The sequence below is a fragment of the Streptomyces montanus genome, assembly GCF_005786655.1.
GTDB lineage: Bacteria > Actinomycetota > Actinomycetes > Streptomycetales > Streptomycetaceae > Streptomyces > Streptomyces sporangiiformans.
Genome location: NZ_VBZC01000008.1, coordinates 223,375 through 235,677 on the forward strand (window position 1 = coordinate 223,375; position 12,303 = coordinate 235,677).

Below are 12,303 nucleotides of genomic sequence, written 5' to 3' on the forward strand. Positions count from 1 at the left end.
GTGCCTTCCAATCCTTAGAAAACGGCGGTTACTTCAGGTCGCTTTCCTTGATGTAACCCGAGTCGACGACGACCTCCTTGTAGTTGGACTTGTCGACGCTGACCGGGTCGAGCAGGTAGGCGGGCACGACCTTCGCACCGTTGTCGTAGGTCTTGGTGTCGTTGGTCTCGGGCTTCTTGTCGTTCAGCACGGAGTCGACCATGTTGGTGGCGACGTCGGCGAGCTTGCGGGTGTCCTTGTAGACGGTCTGCGTCTGCTGGCCCGCGATGATCGACTTCACCGAGGCGACCTCGGCGTCCTGGCCGGTGACGATCGGCAGCGGCTTGCTCTTGGAGCCGTAGTCGTCGGACTTCAGCGCGGAGAGGATGCCGATGGAGATGCCGTCGTACGGCGAGAGCACCGCGTCGACGCGGGCGCTCTTGTACGCGGAGGTCAGCAGGTCGTCCATGCGCTTCTGGGCGGTGCCGCCGTCCCAGCGCAGGGTGGTGACCTGGTTCAGCTTGGTCTGGCCCGACTTGACCACCAGCTGCTTCTTGTCGATGTACGGCTGCAGGACGTTCATCGCGCCCTGGAAGAAGTACTTGGTGTTGTTGTCGTCGTTCGAGCCGGCGAAGAGCTCGATGTTGAACGGGCCCTTCTTGCTGCCGTCCTTCAGGCCGAGCTTGTCGACGATGTAGCCGCCCTGCAGCTCGCCGACCTTCTCGTTGTCGAACGAGGCGTAGTAGTCGACGTTCTTGGTGCCGAGGATCAGGCGGTCGTAGGAGATCACCGGGATGTTGGCGTCGGCGGCCTGCTGGAGGACGTTGTCCAGCGACTTGTTGTCGATCGCGGCGATGATCAGCGCGCTGACGCCCTGGGTGATCAGGTTCTCGATCTGCGAGACCTGCTGGTCCGGGTCGTCCTCGCCGTACACCAGCTTCGTCTTGTAGCCCTTGGCCTTCAGGCCCTTGACGACGTTGGCGCCATCGGCGATCCACCGCTCGGAGGACTTGGTGGGCATGGCGATGCCGACGGTGGAGCCCTTGGCGTCGCCCTTGTTCTCCTCGCTGCCGCCTTCGCTGCTCTGCCCGCAGGCGGAGAGGGTGAGGGCGAAGGTGGCAGTCGCGGCTATGGCGGCGAGGGCGCTTCTACGGTTGCGCATGATCAACTTCCTTGGTAAGTCGGGGGGTGGAGGTCGGCCTGGCTAGGCGATGACGCTCTGGGGGCGAAGCAAGGAAAAACCGGAAAGAGGTCGTGTCGGATTGTGTCCGGCTGTGTGGTCTTGTGTGAAGAGGGTTTAGCCGGAACGTTATGAGGGGATTGCGAATCGGTTCAGCTTGCCGGGCAGTCTCGACCCCAGCGGAGCCATGTCGCCGTCCGCCCCGTGCCGCGCGAGCAGGTCCAGAGCGAGCCGTCCACGCCGCACCCTCTCCCGGGCGGTGCTCAGGGTGAGGTCCCGCATGTGGGCACCGTACGGGTAGATCCCGGGGGCCTTCGACAGACCGAACTTCAGGTAGAGCGGTGCGCCGCGCCGGATCAGCTCGGCGACCTCGTACATCCGCACATAACCGCCGAGATCGTCGGGGGCCTCGATGTACATGTCCATGGGGGCCGCGCTGACTCTGCGGATCTCCGTGAGGTGATCGAGGGTCAGATCGCTGGGCACGTTGATGGAGTCGCCGCCGAGCTGTTCGTATACGGCGTACGCGGCCGGGTTGACGGGGCCGATCAGCGCGGAGACCTTGAGCGTCGTGTCGGCGGGGATGATCCCGGCCTCGCGCGCGCGGTGCAGGGTCCACAGCACGCCCTCGTCGGCCACCAGCAGGCACTTGACGCCCAGCTCCGTGGCCCTGATGGCGTCCTCGACGCAGCCGGCCACCGCGTCGTGGCCACGGGCGCGCAGACCGCCGCCCCGGGAGTCGGTACGGGTCGAACCGCCGATGTCCCAGGTGCCACGCGGGCCCGTGAAGAGGCAGAGCTCGATGTCACGCTCGCCGGTGGCCTCGACCATCTCGGTGATCTCGGCGTCGGTCAGCATCCAGACACCGCTGCCCTGGCTGATCCGGTGGATCGGCACATCGAGCCGCGAGGCCTCCTTGAGGACCACGGCCAGCGCCTCGGGCCCCTCGCACGAGGGGATCTCGGTGCGCCAGCGGCCGCCCTCGGGGAACGTGTGCGGCGAGGCGTCGGCGGGGGAGAGGTCGGGCGCGCTCAGGCCGAGCGCGGCAAGCGGCTGCTCACCGGGTCGACGGGCTGCCGTGGCGGAGGCGTCGGTCACAACTGTCCTTCTTCGCGTTCGATGTTTCGGACGGAGTTCGTGTCGGTGGATGTACGCCGGTACGGAGTGTCAGGGTCTCCGTACCGGCGTACGGCTTGGGGGCGGGGCGGGCGCCCGGTGGTGCTACGGCCGCATCAGGACCTTGCCGACCGCCGGGTCGCCGGAGCCGACCAGCTCGATGGCGTGCGCGAACTCCTCCAGCGGCAGCTCGTGGGTGACCAGGGGCAGCGGATCCAGCAGCCCGGCGCCGAACACCCGCACCGTGTGCGCCCAGGCCTCCGGCGGCGCACCGAACACGGTGTGCACCTCCAGCTGCCGTACGACGAGATCAGTGGGGTCGAGTCCGTCGGCACCCGCGGCGGGGATACCGGTGAGGACGAGCCGCCCGCCGCGCCTGAGCAGGGAGGCGGCGGTGTTCGCGGCGGACGCCGAACCGGCGGTCTCGATGACGACGTCGAAGTCGTCCGGCAGCTCCTGGTCCCGGGTACGGAAGTCGGTGGCGCCGAAGGTCTTCGAAAGCTCCTCGCGGTCCGGGCGGGTGCCCACCACCAGCAGCTCCGACGGCGAGCCCGCCTTCAGGAACTGAACCGCGAACATCCCCAGCGTCCCCGTGCCCACGACCGCGACCCGCTCACCGGGCCGCGCGTTCGCCTTGAGCGCGGCGGCCGCGATACAGGCGGCGGGCTCCAGGAGCGCCGCCGCCGTCAGGTCGGCGTCGTCCGGGAGGACATGGAGCAGCCGGGCCGGCAGGGTGAGCGTGGTGGCCATCGCTCCGGGCTGAGTGAAGCCCGTCTCCTCGTAACCGGCCGAGCACAGCGTGGTCTCGCCCGCGTGGCAGCGGTCGCAGACCTGGCAGTTCCGGAAGCCCTCACCCACCACTTTGCGGCCGACCAGGGACGCCGGAACCCCGGAGCCCACCGCCTCGACCGTCCCGGACCACTCGTGGCCGGGCGTGAGCGGGTAGCGGACGTACCCCTCGGGCCGGTGCCCCTGGTACACCTCACGGTCGCTTCCGCAAATGCCGCTCGCGTGAACCCGTACGAGGGCCTCCCCGGCGGCCGGAGCGGTCGGCTCGTGCGGGACGATCCGGTGCTCGCCGGGCGCGTCGATGACGACCTCGGTGCTCACTGCGATCCCTTCGGCTTGCGCTGCTCCCAGCCGTCCGCCCACAGGTCGAAGCGGGCCTGCTGCTGCGGGAACTCCGCGGCCGCGTCCGTGTCCAGCTCGACGCCGAGGCCGGGCGCGTCCGAGAGGTGGAAGTAGCCGTCGACGACCTGGGGCGCGCCCTTGACCACCTTCTTGATCTCCGCGTCCGCGAAGTCGTTGAAGTGCTCCAGGATCTTGAAGTTCGGGGAGCTGAAGCCGACCTGGAGGGAGGCGGCGGTCAGGACCGGACCGCCGACGTTGTGCGGCGCGACGAGCATGTAGTGGGTCTCGGCGGTGGCGGCCAGTTTCCTGGTCTCCCAGATACCGCCGATGTGACCGACGTCGGGCTGGATGATGTCCACGGCCTGGCTCTCGAAGAGCTCGCGGAACTCGATGCGATCGTGAATACGCTCACCGGTGGCGAGCGGCATGTCGACCTTCGCCGCCACCTTCTCCAGAGCCTTGAGGTTCTCCGGCGGGACCGGCTCCTCCAGCCACGCGGGCTTGAACGGGGCCAGCTCGTGGGCGAGGCGGACGGCGGTCGCGGGCGAGAACCGGCCGTGCATCTCCAGCATCAGCTCGGCCTCGGGCCCGATGGCGTCCCGTACGGCCTCGATGAGCGAGACGGAGTAGAGGGTCGCCTCGTGGTCGAGCTCGAAGTGGCCGGTACCGAAGGGGTCGATCTTGAGGGCCCGGTAACCGCGCGCGATGACCTCCTGCGCGGCCTTGTGGTACGCCTCGGGGGTGCGCTCCGTGGTGTACCAGCCGTTGGCGTAGGCCTTGACCTTGTCGGTGACCTTGCCGCCCAGCAGCTGCCAGACCGGGACGCCGAGCGCCTTGCCCTTGATGTCCAGGCACGCCATCTCGATCACGGCGATGCCGGACATCACGATCTCTCCGGCCCGCCCGTAGTCGCCGTACTTCATACGGCGGACCAGATCCTCGACAGCGAACGGGTCCGACCCGAGAATGTGGTTGGCCTCTGCCTCGTGCAGATAGCCGAGCAGTGCGTCGGTATGGCCCAGCATGCGGGTCTCACCGACGCCGGTGAGACCCTCGTCGGTGTGTACCTGGACGTAGGTCAGGTTGCGCCATGGCGTCCCTACCACGTGCGTGCTGATTCCCGTGATGCGCACGGCGGTTGCTCCCCTGCTGCTCTTCGGTGCTCTTCGGCTCTGTTCGAAATTTCGTCACTCGTTCGAAATGCTGGTCGGACAGTAAGGATGTGGCGGCCGGAGTGTCAATGGGTCGAGCGGTCGAACACGTAACGGTTTCGATGCGATGGGCGCCGGATGGCGCGGAATAGTCCGTACTGTCCTTGCTCCGACCAGTCGGAACGCTGCCTTCCCTACACAATTTTCACAGCCGCGACTAGGAACGTCACGCGTTCGGAACTTAGCCTTCCGGCGTCATGGACTACTGCCACCCGTGCCATCGGCACCTCAATGGCGCCCTCGCCTGCCCGGGGTGCGGCACGCCCGCCGAGGCGTGCCGTGCGTACGCGGATTCGTTGTCGGATCGTGATGATGCGGAAGCGGACGCGTACGACGACGTCTACGAGGAGGACGAGCCGGAGGTCGTGGGGCGCCGGCCTCGGGGTCGTGGGCGCGGCGCGCGGGTGAGCCGGCGGGACCGGCGGGCCGCGCTGCATCGGCGTCGGCGTCGGCGGGCCATGCTGATCGGCGCGGGGTTGTTGCTTGCCGCGAGTGGGCTGAGTCTCGCGGAGCTCGGCAGGGAGGCTCCGTCGGCCGAGCCGAACGCGGCGCCCGTGGAGGATGACTCCGCCGCATCGCCTACGGCGTCGGCGGAGGGTTCGTCGGGGTCCGGTGGTGGGGCCGGCTCCGTGCCGGATGCCGACTCGCCGGGCGACTCGGCTTCTCCCTCGGCCTCTGAGTCGAAGAAGCCCTCGAAGAAGGCGGGCGAGAAGTCCGAGGAGCCGTCGGCGAAGGGGACGCCTGCGCCGAAGCCGTCGGCTCCCGCCGCGACCTCCAAGCCTCCCGCGCCCCCGACTTCTCGCCCGCCCGCGGACGAGCCTACGACTCCGGTGCCTACGCCTTCGGAGACGTGCACTCGGTTCTTGTGGTGGTGTTCGTAGGCTTTTCGGGCGTGCGTGGGTGGGGTGGGTTTTTCTTTCCCCAACCCCACCCCTTCCCGAAACAGGGGGCTGCGCCCCCGGGCCCCCATGCCCGCAGTTGCCCTCGGGCGGGAGGGGATGGGGTGGGTGGGTTTCGTACTTCGGGTGCGGGTTGGTTGGGGCTGGGCGCGCAGTTCCCCGCGCCCCTGAAGGGGCGCGTCCCATGCGCGGGAGGGTGAAGGGTGCTTCGGCTGCGGGTTGGTCGCGCCCACGCGGCGGAGCCGCATATGTCACAGCCTCGCGCCCCTGAAGGGGCGCTTACGTGGCCAGCATGCGCAGGAGCAGGTCCCGCAGGGAGAGTCTCTCCTCGTGTGACAGGCCCGCGAGGGGCTCGCGGGCGAAGTGGAGGGAGTCGCGGAGGCCGTGGGCGACGCGGCGGCCCTCGTCGGTGACCGCGGCGAGCTTCACTCGGCGGTCGCCCGGGTCGGGGCGGCGCTCGACGAGGCCGCGGGACTCGAGCCGGTCGACGATGCCGGTGACGTTCGACGGCTCGCACTTCAGTTTCTGGGCGAGCCGTCGCATGGGCAGTGGCTCCAGGGAGAGAAGGCTCAGAAGGCGCGCCTGCGCCCCCGTCAACGCGTGCTCGGCGGCAGCGCCCTCGTACTCCTCGTGATAGCGAGCCACCACCGTACCGATGAGGTCGACGACCTCCAGGGTCAACGGATCGGGGCGGGTCTTCTGTGGGACGGAGGCCATGGACTCCAGCGTACCCCGTTACTTGACAGCATGAAATATTCAGGAGCATGGTTGTTTCAGTGTCTTAAGTAAATCCGCACGGCAGAACATAGGAAAGGCGCCTGTTATGACCGTCACGCCCGAGCTCCCCGCCACCAGCCGCGAATGGCATCTCCTCACCCGCCCGGCCGGCTGGCCGAAGCCCGAGGACTTCGCCCTGGTCGAGGCCGAGATCGAGCAGCCCGGCCCGGGTCAGGTGCTGGTCCGTAACCGGTACCTCTCCGTGGACCCGTACATGCGCGGCCGCATGAGCTCCGCGAAGTCGTACGTCGCCCCCTTCGAGCTCGGCAAGGTCATGCAGGGCGGCGCAGTCGGCGAGGTCGTCGCCTCGAACGCCGACGGCATCTCTGTCGGCGATCACGTCCTGCACTTCCTCGGCTGGCGCGAGTACGCCGTGGTCGACGCCCAGCAGGCCGTCAAGGTGGGCCCGGCAGCGGTGCCGGCCCTCAAGGTGGACCCCGAGGCCGTGCCCCTGTCCACCTACCTGGGCGTCCTCGGCATGACCGGTCTCACGGCCTACGCGGGTCTCCTGCGCACCGCCTCCTTCCAGGAGGGCGACTCCGTGTTCGTCTCCGGTGCCGCGGGCGCCGTCGGCAGCCAGGTCGGGCAGATCGCCAAGCTGAAGGGCGCCTCGCGGGTCATCGGCTCCGCCGGTTCCGACGACAAGGTCAAGCTGCTCGTCGAGGAGTACGGCTTCGACGCCGCCTTCAACTACAAGAACGGCTCCGTGAGCGAGCAGCTGGGCGAGGCGGCCCCCGACGGCGTCGACGTCTACTTCGACAACGTGGGCGGTGACCACCTCGAGGCCGCCATCGGCCGGCTCAACCGGGGCGGCCGCATCGCCGTCTGCGGGATGATCTCCGTCTACAACAACACCGAGCCGGCCCCCGGCCCGAAGAACCTCGCCCGCCTCATCCAGACCCGAGGCCGCATCGAGGGCTTCCTGGTCAGCGACCACTACGACCTGCAGCCCGAGTTCGTGCGGGAGGTCGGCCCCTGGGTCGGCTCCGGTGAGCTGAAGTACCGCGAGACCGTCGTCGAGGGCATCGAGAACAACCTGGAGGCGTTCCTCGGCGTCCTGCGCGGCGACAACACCGGCAAGATGATCGTCAAGCTCTGACGGCTGCCGTGTGCACCGCCCGCACCAGCCGCTGGTTCTCCGGAGCCGCACCGCCCGGGAAGGCGACGCGGCGGCGCGTGTAGCCGTACGCCAGGCCGCTGCGCGGGTCGGCGAAGGCCTGGGAGCCGCCCGCGCCGCTGTGGCCGAACGTTCCGGCGCCCAGGCACGGGTACCAGGCGTCCGCCAGGGCCTGGAAGCCCAGCCCATACGCCTTGTGGGCGTGGGCCACCAGGTCGTGGCCGACCGAGTGGATCTGCCCGACCTCCGCGATCGTGTCCGGTTTCAGCAGCGGCGTCCGGCCGTTCACCTGGCTGATCGCCGCCGCGTACATCCCGGCGAGCCCCCGCGCGGAGGCGACGCCGCCCGCCGACGCGGGGCCCTTGGCGCGCACGGTACGTGAGTTGGGGTGGTCCGCCAGCGTCCCCTGCCCCGGCACATGCTCGTTGAAGGCTATCGAGGACAGCGTGTGCGGACCCCTGGGCGTGGCGTCCAGTACGGCCTGTTCCTCGGCCGTGGGCGCCATCGGCTGTACGGAGCGGTAGCGGGGCTCCTCCGCCTCGGGCAGCCCCAGGAAGAGGTCGAGCCCGTACGGGGCGCGGATCCGCTCCTCGTACAGCTCCTGGAGCGTACGGCCGGTGGCCCGTCGTACGACCTCGCCCGTCAGCGCGCCGATCACGAGGGCGTGGTAGCCGAAGGCCGTGCCCGGACGCCAGAACGGGCGCTGGGTCGCGAGCCGTTCGGCGATCACCCGGTCGTCGGCCAGTTCGTCGTGGGTGAAGCCGGCGTCGGATCCGATCACGCCCGCACGGTGCGCGAGCAGTTCGCGCAGCGTCACCGTTCCCTTGCTCTCGGCGGCGAACTCCGGCCAGTAGTACGCCACTTCGCGGTCGAGCTCCAGAGTCCCGTCCTGCACGAGCAGGGCGACCACCAGATGGGCCGCCCCCTTCGTGGACGAGAAGACGCCGAACAGCGTCTCGCCGTCGGTCTCCGGCCCGGCCCAGAGATCCACGACCCGCCGCCCCTGGACATAGGCGCTCAACTGACCTGCGTAGTCCGGGCGTTCGGCGGCGACGACGGCCGCTAACTCGTCGCGCACCGCTTCGTAGCCTTCGGCGACGGTGCCGTGGATCTCCTGGGTCATCCGTACTCCTCGATTCGCAATGCCTTCGGACTTGCTCAGGACACTGTCAACAAGGCCCGTGCGAGCTGTGGAAATTCCCCCTTCGGGTGGTCGCGGAAGAGGGGCTCCGTGCCGAACAGGACGACGTGCGGTCCACTGACGACCGAGGCCCGGCCCGCGGCCTGGGCGGGGCCGCCCGTGCCGTCCTCCAGGGCACGCCAGTGACCGGAGACCAGCGGGTTCCCGGTCGCGTACGACTGCTCCACGCGCACCGAGGAGCCGAGGTTCGTGAACCACACGGGCGCGTAGACGAAGCTGTGGTCCGGCGCGCCGGCCGTGACGCCGCCGGCCGAATTGACCACGCGGACCACGCCGTTGGCGTCCCCGTTGCCCTCGACGGGCTTGACGGCGAGCAGGTCCGCGGCGGCGTTGAGGGCCGCTCCGGTGGCTCCGCGGCCGACGAGGCCCTTGCGGGCGAGGAAGCCGTCCAGGGCGGCCCGGGCGGACGCGTTGAGGTCCTGATGGTCCAGTCCGGCCGAGACGAACAGGACGTCCGCCTTCGACCAGTCGAAGCCCGCGTTGAGGATCCCCGTCGACACCGGAGTCACGTCGAAGTTCATCTCACGGAGCGCGAACAGTTCGCCGGGCGTGACGGCCGCGGCGACCCGTACGCGGTGGAGTGGTGCCGTGCCGCTCGCCTTCGTCGCGTCGAAGGCGACGTCGTACTTCTTGGCGAGCGCGGTCGCCTTCGCTCGCGCCGAGGCGGGCACGATCGCACTGCCGTCGGCCGCCCGGCGTACCGCGACCCCGTCTCCCAGAAGGGAGTTGAGAGCGGCGATCTCGCGTGCGTCGTCGAGGCGCAGGCGGAGGTTGCCGCCCGGGGCGACATGGCCGACGCGCGCGGCCTCGTGGACCGCGCGGGACGGGACCGAGAGCCTGGTGGTCCGCACGGGCTCGACGGTCGCGCCCCACAGACGCCCCAGGCTCCAGCCGGAGATGTCGTACATGGTCGACACCTTGTCGCTGATGTCCCGGCCGTCCGCCAGCATCACATTGGCCAGACCGCGTTTGGGCTGGTGCATGTCGATGACGTACGAGCCCTTCGGGTACGCCTTGCCGCCCAGCCTGAAGTCCTTCGCCGCACGCCGGACTTGTACGTCGTTGGCGAGCAGATGGTCGACTAGCCGCGCCGCGGCCGGGGCCGACCGCTGTCCACGCCCGGACGGAACGACGTACGCGCGCGGGAAGTCGGTCGTGTAGACGTCCTCCGGGCCGATGCCAGGAACGCCCGGCACCGTGCTGGGCGACACCGGCACCTGCGCGGCGCCCGTCGCGCCCCGCCGGAAGACCTCGATCTGGTCGGCGATCAGTGAAGTCCTGTGCGTCCGGGCGTAGTCGAGGGTCGCGGTCATCGCCGCGCCCGCGATGTCCACGTTGATGGCCGAGCGGCGGCGGAGTTCGGCCACCGGGAGCTCGTCGTACTCGTCGTTGTTCACCGCCATCGGGAACTCGACCGTGTGCGCCGCGACCGTGCCGTGGAACGGCATGTACTGCGGGGTGAAGATCGGCGGCCAGTCGTCCCAGCCCTCCTCCTGGTCGCGGAACGGGATCTGGGCGGGCTCCACGCCGTCCTTCCCGGGCGTGTAGCCGAGGCCGTTGACGGCGGACTCCATGCCGAGGGCGTTGGCGTACGTGTTCTTGAGGAACAGGTCGTACTCGTAGTTCTCGCCGTGCGGGGGTGTCGTGGGCTCGATGAGCGTGCCGTTGACGTAGCCGTGCAGGTCGACCATCATCGCGGGCTGCTTGTCGATGGCGATCTGCCGCATCGCGCGGACCTCGGGCTGCGAGGCGGTGACGAAGTCGCGGTTCAGATCGAATCCGCCTGCGTTCGCGCGGGTGCCGGCGATACGGCCGTCCGGGTTCGCGGTGATGTTGAAGTAGACGCGGTGGCGGGCGAGAAGGCCGGCGGTCGCCTTGTCCTTCGCCTTCGCGAGCCGCTCGATGAGTTCGAGGGAGGCGTCCGTGCCCTCCCACTCGTTGCCGTGGATGTTGTTGTTGAAGAAGACGGGGGTCTTGTACGCGGCCTTGATCGCCGGGTCCTTGGCGGCTGCCCGGGGCGCGTTCTCGATGAGGTCGCGCATACGTTCCTGGGCGCGGGCCTGGCGGACCGACTCCGGCGCGGTGACGGTGACCAGGTAGAGGCGGTGGCCGCCCGCCGAGCGGCCCGCGATCTCCACGCTGACGCGGTCGCCGAGCTGTTGGAGGGCGTTCAGCTTCGGGGCGATGGCGTGGTACGGGGTCAGGCCGAGCTTGAGGGACTTGTCCGCCGGGTTCTCCGGGTCCGGGGTGAGGACCTGCTCACGGGGGTAGCCGCGGGTGCCTCCGGTGAGTTCGGTGACGGGGGAGGCCAGAGCCCTGTCGGTCGTACTCTCCGCGGTACGCGCGGCTCGATCGGAGGGGGCTTGGGACGCTGCCTCGCGGGTCGGGGGCCGCGGAGTGGGGTCGGCGGCGGCTCCGTGCGGGGTGGCTAAGAGCGTGGCCGCCGCGGTGGCTGTGGCGGTGGCGAACAGGACGGGTCTCTGCAGGCGCACGCGTACCTCCTGGGAATCGGTACCGGGAGGTGTACCTGTTCGACTTCCCCGCAACAAGAGGGCGTTGGTGTCACGGATGCCCCGAAGGGTGCATGATCGCGCACCTCGACAGGGCATGCTGGAGGCGGGCACCGGCGCGGCGGAGGGCCGGGACCGGCAGACAGAGCGCAAGCGCACCGCACCGTACCGCGTGAGGCGAGGAGGCTCCATGTCCCCGATTCCGTCCCTGCCCAGCCGTGAGGAAGTCGTGCGCATGGCGCGCAACACGACCGACATCACCGGCCAGCTCCTGGACACCGCCGGGAACCTCACCCGCATCGCCGTCAACACCTTTGATCCAAGGGACGGTTCGGGAGCCGAGGTGTTGCGGGTGCTGCGGGAGACCACGGCCGAGCTGGCCGAGGCGAGTGCCTCGCCGCAGGCTCAGGAGGCGTTCTATCGCATCGTGGAGACGCTGACGCGGCTCGGTACGACCGGTGCGCCGCTCGCCGTTCATCCGGTGAGTGAACCCGCGCGGGCGTTGCTCACGGCGCTCGGGGACAGCTTGCTACCTGTCCTCGACGCGGTGGAGCCCGCGGTGGAGGAAGCCGCGGAAGCGCTCGGTGAGCTCGTCGAGGCCACGTCGCCGCTGCTGCCCGCGGCGGCGGGGGTGGCGGCGGGGGTGCTCCTTGCCGCGGCGCCTTTGATCCGGGCCGCCACGGACGTACTACGGGACTCGTCCCCCGAACTCCAGCGCATGGCCGACGCGTTGACGGCGGCGCTGGCTCCGCTGCTGCCCTTGCAGGTGGCTCTGGCGGAACGGGCGGCTGCCGCCGGGGTGGGGGTGATCCGTGTGACGCTGCCGCCTCTTGCGGACCTCACCGAGGCGGGGGCTGCCGCGCTGAAGGCGGGCCGTCCTCTTCTTGTCGCCGGGGAGGAGTTTGTGGTGTCCGGGCTGGAACACCTTCAGCCTGTGCTTCTGGCGTCCGCGTCGCGTGCGGGGCGGGTGGCGCGGGCGGTGGCCGTTCGGGTGTCCGCGGCGGTGTCGCCTGCGGCGGAGCGGGGGGTTGTGGTGGCGGTCCATCCGACGTGACGCCTGGGGCTTCGCCCCAGACCCCGGACGTCGTATCTCGGCTGCGGGCCGGTTGTGGCCGGTTGCGCAGTTCCCCGCGCCCCTAAAAGCGTGGGTGCCCCCTTCTTTTCAGGGGCGCGGGGAACTGC

General features: G+C 69.7%; 10 protein-coding genes. 3 read left to right on the forward strand and 7 right to left on the reverse strand.

The window, feature by feature from the left end:
- Positions 1 to 28: 28 nt before the first annotated feature.
- The 4 genes from chvE to FE633_RS09610 form a co-directional block, all read right to left on the reverse strand.
- Positions 29 to 1,141 carry a multiple monosaccharide ABC transporter substrate-binding protein gene (gene chvE / locus FE633_RS09595; protein WP_138044679.1) on the reverse strand — a complete coding sequence of 371 codons (1,113 nt, stop codon included), beginning with the start codon at positions 1,139 to 1,141 and terminating at the stop codon, positions 29 to 31.
- A gap of 147 nt (positions 1,142 to 1,288) precedes the next feature.
- A complete protein-coding gene (locus tag FE633_RS09600) occupies positions 1,289 to 2,257 on the reverse strand; it encodes a hypothetical protein (protein ID WP_138044680.1) in 969 nt (322 codons plus the stop codon).
- 123 nt (positions 2,258 to 2,380) lie between these two features.
- The gene (locus tag FE633_RS09605; RefSeq protein WP_119106708.1) at positions 2,381 to 3,385 is read right to left on the reverse strand and encodes a zinc-dependent alcohol dehydrogenase; all 1,005 of its coding nucleotides are present in this window, start codon (positions 3,383 to 3,385) and stop codon (positions 2,381 to 2,383) included.
- Positions 3,382 to 4,539: a mandelate racemase/muconate lactonizing enzyme family protein gene (locus tag FE633_RS09610; protein ID WP_119106707.1), complete on the reverse strand. Its 1,158-nt coding sequence runs from the start codon at positions 4,537 to 4,539 to the stop codon at positions 3,382 to 3,384. The genes FE633_RS09605 and FE633_RS09610 overlap by 4 nt, the downstream gene beginning before the upstream one ends.
- A gap of 275 nt (positions 4,540 to 4,814) precedes the next feature.
- Here FE633_RS09610 and FE633_RS49715 point away from each other — a divergent pair, with 275 nt between their 5' ends.
- On the forward strand, positions 4,815 to 5,498 hold the full coding sequence (locus FE633_RS49715) for an SCO2400 family protein (RefSeq protein WP_425473163.1): 684 nt from the start codon (positions 4,815 to 4,817) through the stop codon (positions 5,496 to 5,498).
- A 297-nt stretch (positions 5,499 to 5,795) separates the two neighbouring features.
- On the opposite strand, the gene FE633_RS09620 is transcribed toward FE633_RS49715, so the two are convergent.
- A complete protein-coding gene (locus tag FE633_RS09620) occupies positions 5,796 to 6,233 on the reverse strand; it encodes a MarR family winged helix-turn-helix transcriptional regulator (RefSeq protein ID WP_138044681.1) in 438 nt (145 codons plus the stop codon).
- 106 nt (positions 6,234 to 6,339) lie between these two features.
- Between FE633_RS09620 and FE633_RS09625 the strand changes: the two genes are divergently transcribed.
- A complete protein-coding gene (locus tag FE633_RS09625) occupies positions 6,340 to 7,392 on the forward strand; it encodes an NADP-dependent oxidoreductase (protein WP_138044682.1) in 1,053 nt (350 codons plus the stop codon).
- Here the strand turns inward: FE633_RS09625 and FE633_RS09630 are convergent.
- Both FE633_RS09630 and FE633_RS09635 read right to left on the reverse strand, forming a co-directional pair.
- Entirely contained in the window at positions 7,382 to 8,533 is a 1,152-nt protein-coding gene (locus FE633_RS09630) for a serine hydrolase domain-containing protein (protein ID WP_138044683.1), read from the reverse strand. The genes FE633_RS09625 and FE633_RS09630 overlap by 11 nt on opposite strands.
- A gap of 35 nt (positions 8,534 to 8,568) precedes the next feature.
- Entirely contained in the window at positions 8,569 to 11,103 is a 2,535-nt protein-coding gene (locus tag FE633_RS09635) for a M14 family zinc carboxypeptidase (protein WP_246113524.1), read from the reverse strand.
- Positions 11,104 to 11,311: 208 nt separating this feature from the next.
- Between FE633_RS09635 and FE633_RS09640 the strand changes: the two genes are divergently transcribed.
- Positions 11,312 to 12,175 (forward strand): hypothetical protein, encoded by an 864-nt coding sequence (locus FE633_RS09640; RefSeq protein ID WP_138044685.1) that lies wholly within the window; start codon positions 11,312 to 11,314, stop codon positions 12,173 to 12,175.
- The last annotated feature ends 128 nt before the right edge of the window (positions 12,176 to 12,303 follow it).

Bases quoted from the DNA above. Each gene is read 5' to 3' on its own strand.
- chvE (WP_138044679.1), bottom strand. From the start codon at position 1,141: ATGCGCAACCGTAGAAGCGCCCTCGCCGCCATAGCCGCGACTGCCACC.
- FE633_RS49715 (WP_425473163.1), top strand. From the start codon at position 4,815: ATGGACTACTGCCACCCGTGCCATCGGCACCTCAATGGCGCCCTCGCC.
- FE633_RS09620 (WP_138044681.1), bottom strand. From the start codon at position 6,233: ATGGCCTCCGTCCCACAGAAGACCCGCCCCGATCCGTTGACCCTGGAG.
- FE633_RS09625 (WP_138044682.1), top strand. From the start codon at position 6,340: ATGACCGTCACGCCCGAGCTCCCCGCCACCAGCCGCGAATGGCATCTC.
- FE633_RS09630 (WP_138044683.1), bottom strand. From the start codon at position 8,533: ATGACCCAGGAGATCCACGGCACCGTCGCCGAAGGCTACGAAGCGGTG.
- FE633_RS09640 (WP_138044685.1), top strand. From the start codon at position 11,312: ATGTCCCCGATTCCGTCCCTGCCCAGCCGTGAGGAAGTCGTGCGCATG.